We start from the raw sequence: 16,495 nt of genomic DNA on the forward strand, positions 1-16,495 counted from the left end.
GCGCAAATCCCACCATCAGCGCACAGTGGAATCCCTGAGCGCACCCTCGACGAAAAGAGCAAACCACCGTGCCAGCCGACGCTGACCTGCCCCGCCCGCCGCTAGACGCAGCGGTGATCGGCGACGGGCTGGTCGGGCCGGAGCTGGCATGGCGTCGGCTCGACGTGGTCGCCGAGACCGGCTCCACCAACGCCGACCTACTGGCCCGGTCGGCCGCCGGCGTAGACATCGACGGATCGGTGCTGCTGGCCGAATACCAGAACGCCGGTCGCGGGCGCCATGGCCGGCAGTGGTCGGCACCGCCACGCACCCAGGTCGCGTTATCTGTCGGCGTCGACGGATCGTCGGTGCCCCGGTCGGGATGGGGTTGGCTGCCGCTGGCCACCGGTGTTGCCGTCGTCGATGCGCTGGCCGCAGAAGCCGACGTCGCCGCGGGCCTCAAGTGGCCCAACGACGTGCTGGTCGGTGACGGCAAGCTGGCCGGGATTCTCGCCGAAGTTGCCGCGCCGGCGGCGGCGATCGTCGTCGGGCTGGGCCTCAACGTGACACTGACGGCGGCGGAAGCACCCGACCCGGTGGCCACCTCGCTGCTGATGACGGGATCGGCAGTTGATCGAAATGCGTTGGCCCACCGCATACTTCGCGAACTGGCCAGCCGAATCGATGCTTGGCGAACCGCTGGCGGCGCCGATCCGAAGCTGTTCGCCGACTACCAGCGCTACAGCGTGACGTTGGGTTCACGAGTGCAGGCGCTGCTGCCCGGCGATCGGGAGGTCGTCGGCGTGGCCCGGGGCGTCGACGAGTTGGGCCGACTGTGCGTGGACGCCGGTGCTCAGACCGTGACGGTGTCGGCCGGAGACATCACGCATCTGCGTTCCGCCGTCTAGAGTGCTGCCGTGGGTTACCCCGATAACGTGCTGGCCGGCGACGAACAGGTGGTCCTGCATCGACACCCGCACTGGAAGCGGTTGATCGGCGCGGTCTGTGTCCTGCTGCTGGCCACCGCGCTGGCCTCATTCGTCGCCGCCGTTGTCAGCACCACCGATTGGGATCGCAACGCCAAGAACATCATCTTCGCGGTCATCTGGGCGATCTGGCTGGTGGTCGTCGGCTGGCTGACGCTGTGGCCGTTTCTGACCTGGTTGACCACCCATTTCGTGATCACCGACCGGCGGGTGATGTTTCGCCACGGAGTGTTGAGCCGCAGCGGAATCGACATTCCGCTGGCCCGCATCAACAGCGTGGAATTCCGGCACGGCATCGTCGATCGGATCATGCGTACTGGGACGCTGATCATCGAGTCGGCGTCACAAGATCCGTTGGAGTTCTATGACATTCCGCGCGTGGAGCAAGTCCACGCGCTGCTGTATCACGAGGTCTTCGACACCCTGGGATCCGAGGAATCGCCGAGCTGAGAAAACCGGCTGCGGCGTGACCGCCAGGCGCGCAACAGCGTGACATTGCCGCTGCCCTCGATGTTGTTCTCGAGCACCTCGGCGATCCCGCCGGCGGTGAGAGCGGATTCCAGCGCCTGATCCGCGGTTCGGCCGAACTCGTCGGGGAATACCCAGCGCCGGAACGCCCAGAACCGGAATCCCATCTGCAGCAGGTTGCCGATGATGTAAGCCGAGATGAAGTCGGCGATGTTCTCCACCGTCAGCGACACGTGCGGCACCCGCAGTTCCAGGATGTAGCTGGAGAACCACAGCGGCGCCATGGACAGCAGCACGCCGACACCGCTGAACACGAAGAACAACAGCGCCTCGTGGTGGCGTTCCCGGCCGCCGCGCTGCCGGAAGCTCCATTCCCTGTTCAGGATGTAGGACGCGATGACTGCGACGATGCCGGCGATGACCTTGGCGGTCACCGGCTTGGGCTCCAGAATCGTCAACTTGAGGGTGTAGAAGATCGCCGAGTCGATGATGAATGTGGTGGCCCCGACGATGGCGAACTTGATGAGTTCGTGATGACGTTCCGCATACGGTCGGATCAGCCGCGGCAACCGCTCGATCGTGGCATCGGCAAAGGACACAGTGTCGCAGTGTACGTTTTGTCGGTTACTGGTGCGTCACGACTGTGTCACCACCGTCAAATACCGCGGTCAGCCGCCATGACACCATGATGGCCGTGCCAAGTACACCCTCCACTCCGCCGGTGGTCGCGATGGTCGGCGGCGGCCAACTGGCCCGGATGACCCATCAGGCCGCGATCGCGCTGGGCCAGACGCTGCGGGTGCTGGCCGCCGACGCCGACGACCCCGCCGCCCAAGTCAGCCCCGACGTGGTGATCGGTTCGCATACCGATCTCGATGACCTGCGCCGGGTGGCGGCCGGGGCCAACGCGTTGACCTTCGACCATGAGCATGTCCCCACCGAGCTGCTGGACAAGCTGGTCGGCGAGGGCGTCAATGTGGCGCCGCCCCCGCAGGCACTGGTGCATGCGCAAGACAAGCTCGTGATGCGGCGCCGGCTGGAGGAATTGGGGGCGCCGGTGCCGCGCTACGCCGCGGTCGACGAGCTCGACGATCTGGACGCGTTCGCTGCCCGCGTCGACGGCCCGCTGGTGGTCAAGGCGGCCCGCGGCGGCTACGACGGGCGCGGGGTGCGGATGGCCGCCGACCTGGCGCAAGCCCGGGAGATCGCCCGCGACATCGTGGACTCTGGCGTGCCCGTGCTGGTCGAGGAGCGGGTCGCGATGCGGCGCGAACTGTCGGCGCTGGTGGCACGCTCGCCGTTCGGCCAGGGCGCGGCGTGGCCGGTGGTGGAAACCGTGCAGCGCGACGGCATCTGCGTGGAGGTGATCGCGCCGGCGCCCCAGTTGTCCGCTGACGTGGGCATCGAGGCGCAGGAGTTGGCGCTGCGCTTGGCGGCGGAGCTCGGGGTCGTCGGTGTGCTGGCCGTCGAGCTGTTCGAGACCGTCGACGGCGCTCTGCTGGTCAACGAGCTGGCGATGCGGCCGCACAACTCCGGGCACTGGACCATGGATGGCGCCCGAACCAGCCAGTTCGAACAGCATCTGCGCGCGGTGCTGGACTATCCGCTCGGCGACACCGACGCCACAGTCCCGGTGACGGTGATGGCCAACGTCTTGGGAGCGCCGCAAACGCCGACGATGAGCGTCGACGAACGCCTGCACCATTTGTTCGCGCGGATGCCCGAAGCCCGGGTCCACCTGTACGGGAAAGGGGAACGGCCGGGCCGCAAGATCGGCCACGTCAACTTCTTGGGCTCCGACATGGCCGAGCTGGCGACGCTGCGTGAACGCGCCGGGCGGGCGGCACACTGGTTATCACACGGGCAGTGGACGGACGGATGGAACCCACATGGTTAACCAGGCGAATCAGCCCCGAGTCGGCGTGATCATGGGCAGCGACAGCGACTGGTCGGTGATGCACGATGCCGCCGACGCGCTGGCCGAATTCGAGGTGCCCTACGAGGTCGGGGTGGTCTCGGCGCACCGCACACCCGAGCGGATGTTCGGCTACGCCCGGGACGCGGGCGACCGCGGCATCGAGGTGATCATCGCCGGTGCCGGCGGCGCCGCTCACTTGCCGGGCATGGTCGCGTCGGCCACCCCGTTGCCGGTGATCGGGGTCCCGGTGCCGCTGGCCAAGCTCGACGGCCTGGACTCGCTGCTGTCGATCGTGCAGATGCCGGCCGGGGTGCCGGTGGCCACCGTCTCCATCGGCGGCGCCCGTAACGCGGGCCTGTTGGCGGTGCGCATTCTCGGGGCGTCCGATTTGGTGCTGCGCAGCCGGGTGGTCGCGTTCCAGCAGCAGCTGGCGGAGACCGTGCGAATCAAGGACGAAAAGCTGCGGAGTAAAGTTACCGGCCAGTAGCCCGGCGACGATGCGGGCTGGGCGGCCCGCGATGGAGCCGGGCAATCGAACTGTGCAAGGAGGTCGGTATGGCTGGATGGGCCGGAGATCCATCATTTGATCTGTTCAAGTTGCCCGAGGAGCACGACGAGCTGCGGGCGACGGTTCGGGCGTTGGCGGAAAAAGAAATCGCGCCCTATGCCGCCGAGGTCGACGAGGAGTCGCGGTTCCCTGAAGAAGCACTAGTGGCGCTCAATTCCTCCGGCTTCAACGCCGTGCACATTCCCGAAGCGTACGGCGGTCAGGGCGCGGACTCGGTGGCCGCCTGCATCGTGATCGAGGAGGTGGCCCGGGTCGACGCGTCCGCCTCGTTGATTCCGGCGGTGAACAAGCTGGGCACCATGGGGCTCATCCTGCAGGGTTCGGAGGAGCTGAAAAAACAGGTGTTGCCGAGTTTGGCCACCGACGGGGCGATGGCGTCGTACGCATTGAGCGAGCGCGAGGCCGGCAGTGACGCGGCGTCGATGAAAACCCGGGCAAAGGCCGACGGCGATGACTGGATTCTCAACGGCGCCAAGTGCTGGATCACCAACGGCGGCAGGTCGACCTGGTACACCGTGATGGCGGTGACCGATCCGGACAAGGGTGCCAATGGTATTTCGGCGTTCATGGTGCACAAGGACGACGAGGGATTCAGCATCGGCCCGAAGGAAAAGAAGCTCGGCATCAAGGGCTCGCCAACAACTGAGCTGTATTTCGAGAGTTGCCGCATCCCGGGCGATCGGATCATCGGTGAGCCCGGCACCGGGTTCAAGACCGCGCTGCAGACTCTCGATCACACCCGTGTCACCGTTGGTGCGCAGGCCGTGGGTATCGCGCAGGGCGCGGTGGACGCCACGGTTGCTTACACCAAAGACCGCAAGCAGTTCGGCAAGTCGATCTCGGAGTTCCAGGGTGTGCAGTTCGAGCTGGCCGATATGGCGATGAAAGTCGAAGCCGCCCGGTTGATGGTCTACACGGCGGCTGCGCGCGCCGAACGCGGCGAGCCGAATCTCGGATTCATTTCCGCGGCCGCAAAGTGCTTCGCCTCCGACACCGCCATGGACGTGACGGAATCGGCGGTGCAACTCTTCGGTGGCGCCGGCTACACCACCGACTTCCCGGTCGAGCGGTTCATGCGCGACGCCAAGATCACCCAGATCTATGAGGGCACCAACCAGATTCAGCGGGTGGTCATGTCACGCGCGCTGCTGCGTTGACGTGACATGCGCTCGGCCACCGATAGAGGACGCTCCGCGCCGCTTTGCCGGGTCCGTCATGAGGGGCTATCGTCCATAATTGTGGACGACAGCGCCAAAGACCCGGCGATCGTTCTGCCTTACCTGGTCGGCAGGCCGCTGGCGGCTACTGAGGTTTACGAAGCCTTCGGCTACCGCAAGTCCGCCTATTACAAGGCGGCTCGCGAGGGCCGGCTGGTCACCGCTGACAACCTGATCAAGGCGGCTAGGTACTTCGGGCTGAACCCGGTTGAACTGCAAGTTCGCTACGGGTTGATCGAGCCGGAATCGGTCGCCGAGTTCGTCGAGTCAGAGCGCCGCCTGCCCAGAATGCGCGAACTATATCCTGATCCCAACAGTCCGCCCGTCTAAGCGGCGCTGCTGGAAACCACCTGATGATAAAAACCACCCTCATCGCCGCGACGCTGGTTGCGATCGCGTACAGCCTGTGGATCCGCCGTCATACATGGCAATCCAGTTGGGAGGCTGGCGCGACCCTGAACGTCGCGCTGCAGGGTTGCGCGGTGTTGCTGATGTCGCACTGGGCGGCTGCCGTCCTCGGGCCGCCCCTGCACCGCATCTTCGGGCTGTGGAATGTGCAACATCTCCTCGGGCACATCTGCTGGATCTTTGCGGTGACGGCGATAATCCAGCATGGGCTGGCCCGGCTCGCCAACGAAACCCACGTCCGCGGACTGCTGCGCAAATTCGTGGCGCGCCCGGTGTGGTTGGGTGTTCCGCTGCTGGTGGCCGTGTTCGTGATCGCCGACGAGGGCCATCACCCGGACATGTTCGCCGCCCATGTCACCGACGTCTGGCTAGGGGTCTACTGGCTGGTGCTGGGCGGGTTGCTGATCTACCTGCTCGGCTACGCCGTTCAGGTGCTGCTGATCCTGCGCAGAGACCCCCGCTCGACGACAACCGTTGACCTCTACCTGATCTCGGCCGGGTTCGGGCTGGTGGCTCACGTGATCCAGATAGGCACGGCCTGGGCACACATCGATGTCGCCTTGCCGGTCTGGTTGTGCGCGTGCCTGGGCGCGATCGGCTTCGCCTATGCATCCGCCCGGTCCTGGCAAGCCAAGGTTGCCTGGTTTACACCCGGGAAATAGCCCCGGGGCTTGACGGTGGCCTACCCGGCCGACAGCGGGCGCGCCATCACGCTGTGGCGGAACCCGTACCGTTGGCCGATGTCGCCGCCGGACTGCCGGCCCGAACCCGGAAAAAGCGGAATTCCGCGCAGCATGCCCTCTGGTCTACCTCCGGCGCCGGCGCTGATGCTGCTGACAGGTGAAGCCGCGCTCGCAGCATTTGTCGCCGGTGCCGCTGCGGCCCAACTCTGCGGCACCGACAAGTTGCCGACCGTGCCTGCGTGACCCACACTCGCCGAGACGCCCGCTGACATGGGCCCACCGCCGCCCAGCATTCCACCGACACCGGGCAGGCTGGCCGCCGCTGCAGCCCCTTTGCTTGCTGCCGCGGCGGGAAGCACATCCTCCCAGACCTTGATCATGTGATCCCAGCTGCCCAGGCCGGAATAAGCGCCGCCCAGGAGGTTGGAATACATGGAAGGCGTCAAGAGCTTGCCGATCGGCGATGTGGGCGAGCCAGGCGACCCCGGGGATTCACCCAGCAGTCCGCTGAACACTGACCTCAAACTCCATAGCCCGGAGGTTGGTGAACTGGACGACGATGTGGGCAAAGCCAGGGCCTGCAACGCGGCGGGCACCGACGGCAGGGGCTGCGCACTCGTGCCGGCAGCCGTCTCGGCGGCGTGAGCAACCGCAGCGGCCTGACCGGCATGCCCCAGCGGATTGGTGGTCGGCGGCGGCTGGTCGAACGTAGTCAACGTCGATGCGGCCGCTGAGGCGCCGGCGTAGCCATACATCGCTACGGCATCCTGGGCCCACATCTCCGAGTAATGAATCTCGGTCGCCGCGATAGCCGGAAAGTTCTGCCCGAAGAAGTTCGTCGCGATCAGCGTCATCAGTTGGACCCGGTTAGCCGCGATCACCGGCGGCGGCACCGTCATCGCAAAGGCGGCCTCGTAGGCGATGGCGGCCGCCTTGGCCTGGACCGCCGCCTGCTCGGCCCGCGCCGCGGTGGTGGACAACCACGCCACATAGGGCGCGGCCGCCGCGGCCATCGAAATCGACGCCGGGCCCGACCACAGGCCACTGATTTCGGAGATCGCCGAGCCGTAGCAGGATGCCGTGGTGTACAGGTCGGCGGCCAACACGTCCCAGGCTGCGGCGGCCGCCAACATCGGTCCCGCGCCGGCGCCGGCGTACATCCGGCCAGAGTTGACCTCCGGCGGTAGCGCTCCGTAATCCACTACGTGACGCCCTGGCCTCGCCGCCGGTCGCGGGCCCCCGCCGATCTCCTCGGCTTTGTTGTCACGGATGCGATGCCTTTCCTCGCCACTGTCGACAGCTGCGATCCACCATCTGAGACATAAGTTCACTTATGAAGATATAAAGCTTCTATTGGCGTCATCGGTACGTACTGATGAACTCTTTCTATCTCTAGGTGAACACTGGTCGTTGGTAGTGCACAATCGGCTCCCGGCCATCTAACGTCGCTAGCGAGCGGCTCGTGAAGGCCGCTGAGACCGATCACTGAGGAGAAATCAGCGTGGCGTTCGTAGAAACCCAGCCGGAGGTGCTATCCGCTGCAGCTCGCAATTTGGCTGCTATCGGCGCGTCTGTGGCGGCGCAGAATGCGGCTGCGGCAGGCCCGACGACGGGAATAGTTCCGCCGGCAGCCGATGAAATTTCGGCGCTGACGGCGGCGCAGTTCGCCACGCATGCCCGGATGTATCAGGCGGCCAGCGTCCAAGCCGCGGCAATTCACGACATGTTCGTGAACATGCTGGGCACCAGCGCCGGTTCGTACGCGGCCACGGAAGCCGCCAACGCCGCCGCGACCAGCTGAGGACACGCAGTGCTGGATTTCGGGGCGCTACCGCCAGAGCTCAACTCCGCTCGCATGTATACCGGGCCGGGGTCGGCGGCGATGATGTCCGCGGCGTCGTCCTGGCGGTGGCTGGCCGCCGAGTTGGAGTCCGCCGCAATCGATTACGACAGGGTGATCACGCAGCTGACCAGTGAGTGGCGCGGCCCGGCGTCGGCGCAGATGGCCGACGCGGCCGCACCCTATATCGCGTGGATGAGCAGCAGCGCCGCCCAAGCCGAGCAAGCGGCTGCCCAGGCCAGGGCCGCGGCCGGCGCTTACGAGGCTGCGTTCGCCGCGACGGTACCTCCGCCGCTGATCGAGGCCAACCGCATCCAGCTGGCACAGGCGGTATCGACCAACGTTCTCGGTCAAAACGTGCCGATCATCGCGCAGTTGGAAGCCCAATACGGCGAGATGTGGGCCCAAGATGCCGCGGCGATGTACGGGTACGCCGGTCAGGTCGCGCCCACCACAAAGGTGACGCCGTTCACCGCCCCGGTGCAAACCACCAACCCCGCCGGACAGGGCATGCAGGCCGCCGCGGTCACCCAAGCCGCTGCCACATCGGCCGGAACCGGCGCGCAGTCGGCCGAGTCGCAGCTGCTGTCGTCGGTGCCACCCGCGTTACAGACTCTCGCAAGCCCGGGGATGGCGAGCGCGTCGACACCGTCGTCGCTTTCGGACGCGCTGGGAAAAATTCCCATAGTGGACCTATGGGCGGAATACATGAGCCCTGCTCAAAACACCGTCGCGATGATGTATCGCTTCACCGGCATGTCGACCCACTTTTTGTCACTCTCCAAGGCGCTGGCGCCGGCCGCCAAGGCTGCCAGCGACGGGGCCAAAGCTGCGGCGGGCTTACCCGGTTTAGGGGGACTGCTGGGCGGCCTGGGGGGCGGTGCGCCGGTCTCGGCGGGCCTGGGCGCTGCGGCCCCGGTCGGCGGGCTTTCCGTGCCGCCCGCCTGGGGTGCGGCGGCATCACCGGCGGCGGTCCCCGGCGCTTCGCCATTACCGGTCAGCGCCGTCACGGCAACTCCCGAGACGGCGGCGGGAGGCAACCTGCTGGGCGGGATGCCACTGGCGGGCGCGGGCGCCGGCGCGAGTGGTGCCGGACCGCGATACGGGTTCCGGCCCACCGTCATGCTGCGTCCGCCATTCGCCGGATAACTGCCAATCTCAGTGAGGCGTTTCCCGCGCAGCGGCCAGAAACTCGTCGTTGTGGGCGCCCAACGCCGGCGGTGGATCTGTCACCGCGGAGTTGAAGGAGGAGTAGCGCGCCGGTGCGCGAATCACCGTAACGGTGTCGTCGTCGCTCCCGACCTCCAATGCGAGATCGTTTTCGGCGAACAGGGGTGTACCGACAACCTGCTTCCAGGTATACGGGAGGCAAGCCATGATGCCGTTGGCGCACAGCAATTCGGCCCACTCGGTTGCCGGTCTGGTGCTCAGCGCGGCCTCCAATTCATCGGTCAACTCGCCGTAGTTGATCGACCGTGAGCGCTGGTCGGCGAACCGCTCGTCGTCCAGAAGGTCGGGCCGGCCGATCGTATGGCATAGCAGCTCCCAGTGTTTGGGCACGTAGGCGCTGATGACGATGTACCCGTCGGCGGTGCGGAACGCGTCGGACGGCTGGGTGGCAAAGCCAACGCCTTTGCGCCGCTTGGGTTTCTGCACCGGCAGATCGCTGGGCCGGTTGAGGTGCACCATCAGCTGGTTGGCCTGCAGGCTCACCGCGACGTCATACATTGCGACGCGCACGATGTCGGCGACGCCGTGCCGCTCGCGGTTGAGTAGTGCGGCAAGCACGGCTTGCGCCAGGACGTGGCCGCTGGCGTTGTCGACGAGTTGAAACGGGATGATTTGCGGTTTGCCGTCCGCTGTGCGCATTCCCGACGTCATCCCGGCCTCGGCGGCGACCATCAGGTCGACGCCCGGCCGGTTGCCGTGCGGGCCGTTGCCGCCATATGCCGACAGCCGGGCATAGATCAATTTCGGGTTGCGGGACTGCAATTCGCCAGGCCCCAGGCCGAGTTTCTCCATCACCCCGGGCCGGAATCCTTCCAGGACGACATCGGCAGTGTCGGCCAGTCGCAGTATCTGCTGCCTGGCTTCGGTGGTGCTCAAATCCATGCACACCGATTTCTTGCCCCGGTTGTTGGGCAGGAAATACGTTGCCAGCGGTGGACGTCCGGGAAGCACCGAGGTGATGTGCCGGCCGGCTTCCCCGGCGGGCGCCTCGATCTTGATGACTTCGGCGCCCAGGTCGGTCATTACCTGGCCGGCCAGCGGGCCCGCGACATTCTGGGTGAAATCCAAGACCCGATACCCGTCGAGAGGTTTGGGGCTAGCGCTGCTCACGATCCCGGCCCAACACGGCGGTGCAGTAGTAGTTGTGGCTGTCGGCGCTGAGCATCGGTAATCCGCTGTCGGCCAACAACTGGTTGGCCAACGTGCGATCCGTCCGCCAGCCTCGCTCGCCCAGATAGGCCGCCACATCATGGCGCTCGGCGGGGTAGCCCAAGTTGTCGATGTGCACATCCAGGCCGTTCTCGTACCACTTGCGGGTTGCGGCTTGCTGTGCTTGCACGGATTCCGGGGAGTTCAAGAAAATCTCGACGATAGCTCGGCTGCCTTCGGCGCTGAGCTCAGTGATGTTGTCCAGCAAGCGGTCCTGGGCCTCCGGCGGCAGGAATGCGACCAGCCCCTCGGCGATCCAGGCGGTCGGCTTTGCGGGATCGAACCCCGCTTGCTGCAGCGCGGCCGGCCAGTCGTGGCGCAGATCGATCGGCACCGCCCGCAGATCGGTGGCCGTCTGGGCGCCGAGCGTGGCCAGGGTGGCGGCCTTGAATTCGAGTACCTGCGGTTGGTCGATCTCGAACACCGCCGTCCCCGACGGCCAGGACAGCCGATAGCCGCGCGCGTCGAGGCCGGAAGCCAAAATGACCGCCTGGCGGATGCCGGCTGCGCCCGCCTCGGCGAAGAATGTGTCGATGAAGCGGGTGCGCACCGCCAGCAGGTCCGTCATCGGCTGCATGCCCCAAGGCAGGTCGGGAATGTCGACCTCGGTGGAGTCGAGTTCGCCGGTGGCCCACCGGGTGAAAAAGTCGATTCCGACCGCTCGTACCAACGGATCGGCGAACCGGTCGTCGATGAGCCCGGATGCGGTGGCGCGCGCCCTGCCGGCGGCCACCATCGTCGCCGTCGCCCCCACGCTGCTGGCCAGGTCCCAGGTGTCGTTGTCGGTGCGCGTCATGCTGAGCAGCGTAGCGACCCTTAAGATCGTCTGGTGACCGTCTCGCACTCGCACAACCCCGCCGCCCTGGCCGGCGACGCCTGCCGCGAACGGGACGCGGGATGGCTTCGGCGCGCCCGGTGGGCGCGACGGCTGGCCTGGGTCAGCATGCTCGCGATGCTCGTCGAAGGTGTGCTGGGCTTGTGGCAGGGCCTGGCGGTCGGCTCGATAGCGCTGACCGGCTGGGCCTTGGGCAGTGCCCCCGAAGGCTTGGCCAGCGCCATGGTGGTCTGGCGGTTCAGCGGCTCACGCACACTTTCGACGACTGCGGAGCGGCGGGCACAAATCGGTGTCGCGGTATCCTTCTGGCTCACCGCCCCGTATATCGCCGCGGAATCGCTGCGCCACCTGCTCGAAGAGCACCACGCCGAGACATCGGTCATCGGTATCGCGTTGACTACTGTCGCCCTGGTGCTGATGCCCACCCTCGGTCGCGCCAAACACCAACTGGCGGTGCGGTTGCACTCAGCGGCCACCGCGGGCGAAGGCACCCAGAACTACCTGTGCGGAGCACAGGCGGCCGCGGTGCTGGTCGGTCTTGCGGTCACCGCCGCCTGGCCCGGCGGTTGGTGGCTAGACCCTGCGATCGGTCTGGGTATCGCCGCCGCTGCGGTCTGGCAGGGTATTCGGTCCTGGCGCGGCCAGAACTGCAGCTGCTGAACCGGCGTCACCCGTGCCGAAAGCCGTTGCCGGCGCGGTCCAGCGGGTCGGGGCCCAGCCCCAGGTAGTCGGCGCGCAGCCGCTCCCACAGTTCCAGCTGTCCCCAGGCGGGCTGGTCGCGGATCTGCTGATCGTTGGTCAGAAACGGATTCGGCAGCATCACCGTCATCAGCTGTTCGTCGCGCCCGTTGTAGAGGCGCACTCCCCACGAGGTGGGGTAGCCGTCGTCGGCGATCCGACGATACATTTCGGCGCGCGCGCATCTTCGGATCCGGCCGAGGTCGGGGCCGCTTGCCGTGTGTTCCCCGATGCACAGGTGGAAGTGCCAGCGGCCGAAGTCGACTGTGGCGTACCCGTCGTACATCGAGATGCGCTTGGGCGCGTTGGGCGCCGCCACTTCCCAGGCCGCGCCTTCGACGATGATGCCGAACCAGATTTCGTCCCAGTACTCGTCGAAGCACAGGTGGATCAGATCGAGCAGCCGCGCTTCGTCGGTCGGTAACGGCCAGCGCTGCTCCTGCCCGCCGTCCTCGGTCTCGACGACGGCGGGATCGGCTTCGGTCATAGCGTCTCCTTTTTCCGCTTGGCCGCCAGCACACACTCGCCGCAGAACCCGCCCACCGGCGTGCGGTAGTACAGGCAGCAGCTGGTACGACGATAGCTGCCGTTGCTGAAATGGATTGTACCGGTGAGTCTCTCGTCGTCACACAGTCTGCGGGCCAACTGCCACCCCGCGCCGGATGCGCACTTGTCGTCGAACACACGGGCAGCCCCGAGCAGCGCGGATGCCGCATTGCCCCGCAGCACCTTTGTCGAGATCGGCCCGAGTCGGCGCACCGCCGCGGACAGCGGCGCCAGGTGTGACTCGAGGACCATGTCGGCCAGCATCGGCTCCAGATCATCGCCCCGCCACCCAACGGGGTGCTCGATGTGCAGGTGCAGCTGACCGTCGGTTTCGCGAAACAGCAGATGCTCGGGACACAGATCAGGCAGCAGGCGATGACCGGCAACCGCGCCGAGCCCGATCGACCACAGCCGCGCAGCGAAGCCGAGCTGAAACGTCGACACCGCAACCCGACGCTCCGCGGCGCCGATGCGGATCTGCACCCGGCCAACGATGCCGTCGAGCACGTCGGTGTCGGTATAAAGCAGATGCACTGGCCGCCAATCGCTTTCAGCCATCGGTCCGGTGCTCACCGCGAAATACGGGCTGACCTTCGACAATTCGGCGTGCATCGCCGCCGTGATCTCCTCGGAAGCACAGTCGCTACCGCCGGGTGGATGGTCGCGCAACAACGCCGGCAGCCCGCCCAGCGCCGTCAATACCGCCGGACGACCGCCGGCCCGCAGTGTGATCTTCTCCGGATCGGCGGCGGAGACCACGATCTCGGCGGGTTCGCATGTGCGCCAACCCTCCCTGGCGAGCACCCGTTCGACGGCGCCCTCCAGCGGATCGGATGCGTAAACGCGCGCGTTTCTCCCGGTTGTGCCCCGCACCACGAACACCCCGCCGACCGCGTCGAAACGCAATGTGCCGCAGTCGAATAGCTCGCCGATGTGTCCGGCGAGCATGAGTTCCTCGGGGATGGCGTCGAGCAGAGCACCGTCCGGACCGAGCAGCCACACCCGGTCGGCGACCCGTAACGCGAGTTCCAGGTCATGAGTTGACATCACGATCGCCAGGCAATGGTCACGGGCCAGGCCTCGCAACATCTCGACCAGGCCGGCCCGCGACGGCACGTCCAGGAAGGCCGTCGGCTCGTCGAGCACCAGCACCGAAGGCTGTTGCGCCAGCGCCCGAGCCGTGAGCACCCGCTGCCGTTCGCCGTCGGAGAGTTCGACGGCCGGGCGCGCGGCCAGGTTGCTTGCGCCGACCGCGGCCAACGCCCAGTCGATGACCGCGGTGTCGTCAGCCGTGAGCCGCGCGCTGCGGCTCAGGTACGGGATGCGGCCCAGCCCAACGAGTTCACGCGCCGAGAGCAGGCCCGGGTCGATGCGGTCGGTGAGCACCACCGCAACCCGCCGGGCCAGCTCGTCGGGCGGCACCGCAGCCACGTCACTCCCGTCCAGCAGCACCTGCCCCCCGAGAGCGGGTTGCAATCCGCACAGGGTTCGGATCAGCGTGGACTTCCCGCATCCGTTGGGCCCCAACACAACCGTCAGCTCACCGCGGCGGGCCACCGCCCGCAGCCCGGCGGCCACGGTGCTGGTCCGACGCCGGCTGCGGTAGCCGATGGCCAGCTCACGCAACTCGATCATCGCTCGATGCCCACACCGCGACGGCTGCGCAGCAGCACGGCGACGACAATCGGTGCCCCGATCAGCGCGGTGACCGCGTTGAGCGGCAGCACGGCGTCGCTCCCGGGCACCTGGCTGACAATCGCGCAACCCAGCGCGACAGCCGCACCCATCAGGACCACTCCGGGAATCAACACGCGGTGATCGGAGGTGCCCAACGCAATACGGGACAGGTGCGGAACCGCCAGCCCGAGAAAGGCGATCGGACCGCAGAACGCCGTCGTCGCACCGGCCAACAGCGACGCCGACGCCACCGCGACCGCCCGGGCCCGCCCCACGTCGATACCCATCGTGCGGGCGTAACCCTCGCCGAGCAGCAGCGCGTTGAGAGCGCGGACCGTCATCGCCGCAGCCGCCACGCCGACTGCGACGCACGGCAACAGCAGGCGCAAGTCGGCCCAGGTGGTGCCGGCGAAGCTGCCCAGCCCCCACAGCAGATACTGCTGGACACGCTGGGGATCCGCATACACCAGAAGCACACTGACAACCGCGGTACTGGCCGCGCCCACCATCACGCCGATCAACAGCAGCGTCGCGGCCGACCGCACCCAGCGGGCCAGCGCCAGCACCATCGCCAGCACGATCGCGGCCCCCAGCGCCCCAGCGAGCACCACGCCGGCGCGACCGCCGCCGGCCAAACCCGCGGTGAATCCGGCGGCGGATCCGGCGCCCGCGATCACCACGACGGCCACCCCGAGGCTGGCCCCCGAGCTGACGCCCAACACGTACGGGTCGGCGAGCGCGTTGCGGAACAGCGTCTGCATCTGTAGCCCGGCCACGCCCAGCCCGGCCCCGGCCGCGATCGCGGTCAGCACGCGCGGCACGCGCATGCTCGCCACGATCACCTGCCAGCGAGGGTCCGACGGGTCGGCACCGGCCACGACGCGGACCGTGTCGAACAGCGGCACCCGCACCGGACCCAGAGCAATTCCCAGCAGCGTCAGCACCACCACCGCCGCTGCCAGCGCCGTCAACGCGGCCGCCGCCCTGCTCACGCGCCGGTGACCTGTCGATAGAACTCGAAGCGGTGGTTGAGTGCCAGCTCGGGGTGCAGGATCGCCACCAGATCTGCCAGCACCAGGTCCGGTCGGGCCACGCCGCGCTCCCAGTAATCGTTGCCGCCGCCGGGCCCGATCGCCTTGGCCGCCGACCAGACTTGCCCGTCGCGGACCGCCGTCAACTCGCCATAGCGGTTGTCGGCGGCCAGTGCATCATCGAGCGTTGTCCAGCCGGTGCTCACCAGCCACACGGGAGCATGTCCGGCCTTGGCGTAGACGGATTCGAAGCTCAGCTGCAGGCTTCCGGTGTTGGGGTCGCGCGACCACGGATATTCACCGCCGGCGTCGACAATCAACCGGCCGGCGTAGTCGCCGCCGGCCGGCACCGACCAGGTGCCTTGGTACATCGTTCCGGGCAGCACCTCGGCGGGCCGCACGCCGGCCGTCTTGGCTGCGACGTTGCGATAGTCGTCGCGCAACCGGTCGTAGATTCCACCGGCCTTCTTCTCGGTGCCGGTCAGCGCGGCGAACACCTTGACCCACTCCGCCCGGCCCAACGGCGTCGTCTCCAGCCATTCGGCGTCGGCAACCATCCGGATCCCGGCGTCGCGCAGCTTGGCGTAACTCGGATCGTCGGTGCCGCCAGTCACCAGCACATCGGGATGGCCGGCGATCACCGACTCGACATTGATCTGCTGGCCAGGCGCGTAGTCGACGACCTTGCCGGCATCGACGCGCCGGCGGATCTGCGGACTGACGGTATTGGCGGTATCGGCCAGGCCGGTGACCACGTCGGTTTGGTCGAGTTCGTCGATCATGCCCAGATGGGTGGTCGACGCCGAATACAGGCTGGTGACGGGCACCGTGATCTGCGGTGCGTGGGCCAGGTTGCCGGTCAACGCCGGCGCCGGCGCCCCACAACGCACCAGGACATACGACTGAGGCGATCCGTTCGGGTAGGGCTGTTTGACGGTCAGGACCTGATAGCTGTTGTGGTAGCTGATCGTGAAATTGGTGGCGTCCTGGACCGCCGACTTGTCCGGGAAGTAATCGGCATTCGGGTCGAAGTCGCTGATGCAGCCTGGTTTATCGGGGGCGCTGGTGTTGGACGGCTTGTCCGACGACGCGCAGGCGCCCACGGTGAGCGCCAGGGTGGTGATGACGACGAGGGCTATCCACGGCGGACGTGACATCGGTC

At 67.2% G+C, this 16,495-nt stretch carries 18 protein-coding genes; 10 read left to right on the plus strand and 8 right to left on the minus strand.

The features are described from left to right. Positions 1–68: 68 nt before the first annotated feature. Together AC5Y42_RS15565 and AC5Y42_RS15570 are read left to right on the plus strand one after the other, a co-directional pair. Positions 69–887: a biotin--[acetyl-CoA-carboxylase] ligase gene (locus AC5Y42_RS15565; protein WP_499899370.1), complete on the plus strand. Its 819-nt coding sequence runs from the start codon at positions 69–71 to the stop codon at positions 885–887. Positions 888–896: 9 nt separating this feature from the next. After that, the gene (locus tag AC5Y42_RS15570; RefSeq protein ID WP_499899371.1) at positions 897–1,415 is read left to right on the plus strand and encodes a PH domain-containing protein; all 519 of its coding nucleotides are present in this window, start codon (positions 897–899) and stop codon (positions 1,413–1,415) included. On the opposite strand, the gene AC5Y42_RS15575 is transcribed toward AC5Y42_RS15570, so the two are convergent. Continuing rightward, positions 1,370–2,032 (minus strand): GtrA family protein, encoded by a 663-nt coding sequence (locus tag AC5Y42_RS15575; RefSeq protein ID WP_499899373.1) that lies wholly within the window; start codon positions 2,030–2,032, stop codon positions 1,370–1,372. The genes AC5Y42_RS15570 and AC5Y42_RS15575 overlap by 46 nt on opposite strands. Before the next feature lie 86 nt (positions 2,033–2,118). On the opposite strand from AC5Y42_RS15575, the gene AC5Y42_RS15580 reads away from it, so the two are divergent. From AC5Y42_RS15580 to AC5Y42_RS15600, 5 genes are all read left to right on the plus strand, one after another. Then, the gene (locus AC5Y42_RS15580; RefSeq protein WP_499899374.1) at positions 2,119–3,330 is read left to right on the plus strand and encodes a 5-(carboxyamino)imidazole ribonucleotide synthase; all 1,212 of its coding nucleotides are present in this window, start codon (positions 2,119–2,121) and stop codon (positions 3,328–3,330) included. Next, positions 3,323–3,838, plus strand: coding sequence for a 5-(carboxyamino)imidazole ribonucleotide mutase (purE, locus tag AC5Y42_RS15585; RefSeq protein WP_499899376.1), 516 nt, complete (start codon positions 3,323–3,325; stop codon positions 3,836–3,838). The genes AC5Y42_RS15580 and purE overlap by 8 nt, the downstream gene beginning before the upstream one ends. A gap of 68 nt (positions 3,839–3,906) precedes the next feature. Continuing rightward, positions 3,907–5,076, plus strand: a complete 1,170-nt coding sequence (locus tag AC5Y42_RS15590; protein ID WP_499899378.1) for an acyl-CoA dehydrogenase — start codon at positions 3,907–3,909, stop codon at positions 5,074–5,076. Between the two features lie 81 nt (positions 5,077–5,157). Continuing rightward, positions 5,158–5,466 (plus strand): hypothetical protein, encoded by a 309-nt coding sequence (locus AC5Y42_RS15595; RefSeq protein WP_499899379.1) that lies wholly within the window; start codon positions 5,158–5,160, stop codon positions 5,464–5,466. Positions 5,467–5,489: 23 nt separating this feature from the next. Continuing rightward, the gene (locus AC5Y42_RS15600) at positions 5,490–6,206 is read left to right on the plus strand and encodes a hypothetical protein (protein WP_499899380.1); all 717 of its coding nucleotides are present in this window, start codon (positions 5,490–5,492) and stop codon (positions 6,204–6,206) included. A 20-nt stretch (positions 6,207–6,226) separates the two neighbouring features. On the opposite strand, the gene AC5Y42_RS15605 is transcribed toward AC5Y42_RS15600, so the two are convergent. Further along, positions 6,227–7,429, minus strand: a complete 1,203-nt coding sequence (locus tag AC5Y42_RS15605) for a PPE family protein (RefSeq protein ID WP_499899382.1) — start codon at positions 7,427–7,429, stop codon at positions 6,227–6,229. Positions 7,430–7,728: 299 nt separating this feature from the next. On the opposite strand from AC5Y42_RS15605, the gene AC5Y42_RS15610 reads away from it, so the two are divergent. Further along, positions 7,729–8,028 (plus strand): PE family protein, encoded by a 300-nt coding sequence (locus tag AC5Y42_RS15610; protein WP_499899383.1) that lies wholly within the window; start codon positions 7,729–7,731, stop codon positions 8,026–8,028. Positions 8,029–8,040: 12 nt separating this feature from the next. Further along, positions 8,041–9,216: a PPE family protein gene (locus AC5Y42_RS15615; RefSeq protein ID WP_499899633.1), complete on the plus strand. Its 1,176-nt coding sequence runs from the start codon at positions 8,041–8,043 to the stop codon at positions 9,214–9,216. A 9-nt stretch (positions 9,217–9,225) separates the two neighbouring features. Here AC5Y42_RS15615 and AC5Y42_RS15620 read toward each other — a convergent pair whose 3' ends face one another. Together AC5Y42_RS15620 and AC5Y42_RS15625 are read right to left on the minus strand one after the other, a co-directional pair. Next, positions 9,226–10,407 carry a CoA transferase gene (locus AC5Y42_RS15620; protein ID WP_499899385.1) on the minus strand — a complete coding sequence of 394 codons (1,182 nt, stop codon included), beginning with the start codon at positions 10,405–10,407 and terminating at the stop codon, positions 9,226–9,228. Beyond that, entirely contained in the window at positions 10,394–11,302 is a 909-nt protein-coding gene (locus AC5Y42_RS15625) for a class I SAM-dependent methyltransferase (protein ID WP_499899386.1), read from the minus strand. The genes AC5Y42_RS15620 and AC5Y42_RS15625 overlap by 14 nt, the downstream gene beginning before the upstream one ends. A gap of 147 nt (positions 11,303–11,449) precedes the next feature. On the opposite strand from AC5Y42_RS15625, the gene AC5Y42_RS15630 reads away from it, so the two are divergent. Next, positions 11,450–12,001, plus strand: a complete 552-nt coding sequence (locus AC5Y42_RS15630) for a cation efflux transmembrane domain-containing protein (RefSeq protein WP_499899635.1) — start codon at positions 11,450–11,452, stop codon at positions 11,999–12,001. A gap of 7 nt (positions 12,002–12,008) precedes the next feature. Here AC5Y42_RS15630 and AC5Y42_RS15635 read toward each other — a convergent pair whose 3' ends face one another. Genes AC5Y42_RS15635 through AC5Y42_RS15650 form a run of 4 tightly spaced genes read right to left on the minus strand, consistent with a single transcriptional unit; the run spans position 12,009 to position 16,490 of the window. Further along, entirely contained in the window at positions 12,009–12,566 is a 558-nt protein-coding gene (locus AC5Y42_RS15635; protein WP_499899388.1) for a DUF7676 family protein, read from the minus strand. Beyond that, positions 12,563–14,260: an ATP-binding cassette domain-containing protein gene (locus AC5Y42_RS15640; RefSeq protein ID WP_499899389.1), complete on the minus strand. Its 1,698-nt coding sequence runs from the start codon at positions 14,258–14,260 to the stop codon at positions 12,563–12,565. The genes AC5Y42_RS15635 and AC5Y42_RS15640 overlap by 4 nt, the downstream gene beginning before the upstream one ends. After that, positions 14,257–15,294: an iron chelate uptake ABC transporter family permease subunit gene (locus tag AC5Y42_RS15645; RefSeq protein WP_499899391.1), complete on the minus strand. Its 1,038-nt coding sequence runs from the start codon at positions 15,292–15,294 to the stop codon at positions 14,257–14,259. The genes AC5Y42_RS15640 and AC5Y42_RS15645 overlap by 4 nt, the downstream gene beginning before the upstream one ends. Next, on the minus strand, positions 15,291–16,490 hold the full coding sequence (locus tag AC5Y42_RS15650) for an ABC transporter substrate-binding protein (protein WP_499899392.1): 1,200 nt from the start codon (positions 16,488–16,490) through the stop codon (positions 15,291–15,293). The genes AC5Y42_RS15645 and AC5Y42_RS15650 overlap by 4 nt, the downstream gene beginning before the upstream one ends. Positions 16,491–16,495 lie beyond the last annotated feature (5 nt).

The organism is Mycobacterium sp. NGS48 (assembly GCF_059812585.1).

Excerpts from the sequence above, each read along its gene's own strand:
- AC5Y42_RS15580 (WP_499899374.1), top strand. The coding sequence starts at position 2,119 with ATGATGGCCGTGCCAAGTACACCCTCCACTCCGCCGGTGGTCGCGATG.
- AC5Y42_RS15600 (WP_499899380.1), top strand. The coding sequence starts at position 5,490 with ATGATAAAAACCACCCTCATCGCCGCGACGCTGGTTGCGATCGCGTAC.
- AC5Y42_RS15635 (WP_499899388.1), bottom strand. The coding sequence starts at position 12,566 with ATGACCGAAGCCGATCCCGCCGTCGTCGAGACCGAGGACGGCGGGCAG.
- AC5Y42_RS15625 (WP_499899386.1), bottom strand. The coding sequence starts at position 11,302 with ATGACGCGCACCGACAACGACACCTGGGACCTGGCCAGCAGCGTGGGG.
- AC5Y42_RS15630 (WP_499899635.1), top strand. The coding sequence starts at position 11,450 with ATGCTCGCGATGCTCGTCGAAGGTGTGCTGGGCTTGTGGCAGGGCCTG.
- purE (WP_499899376.1), top strand. The coding sequence starts at position 3,323 with ATGGTTAACCAGGCGAATCAGCCCCGAGTCGGCGTGATCATGGGCAGC.
- AC5Y42_RS15590 (WP_499899378.1), top strand. The coding sequence starts at position 3,907 with ATGGCTGGATGGGCCGGAGATCCATCATTTGATCTGTTCAAGTTGCCC.
- AC5Y42_RS15640 (WP_499899389.1), bottom strand. The coding sequence starts at position 14,260 with ATGATCGAGTTGCGTGAGCTGGCCATCGGCTACCGCAGCCGGCGTCGG.
- AC5Y42_RS15650 (WP_499899392.1), bottom strand. The coding sequence starts at position 16,490 with ATGTCACGTCCGCCGTGGATAGCCCTCGTCGTCATCACCACCCTGGCG.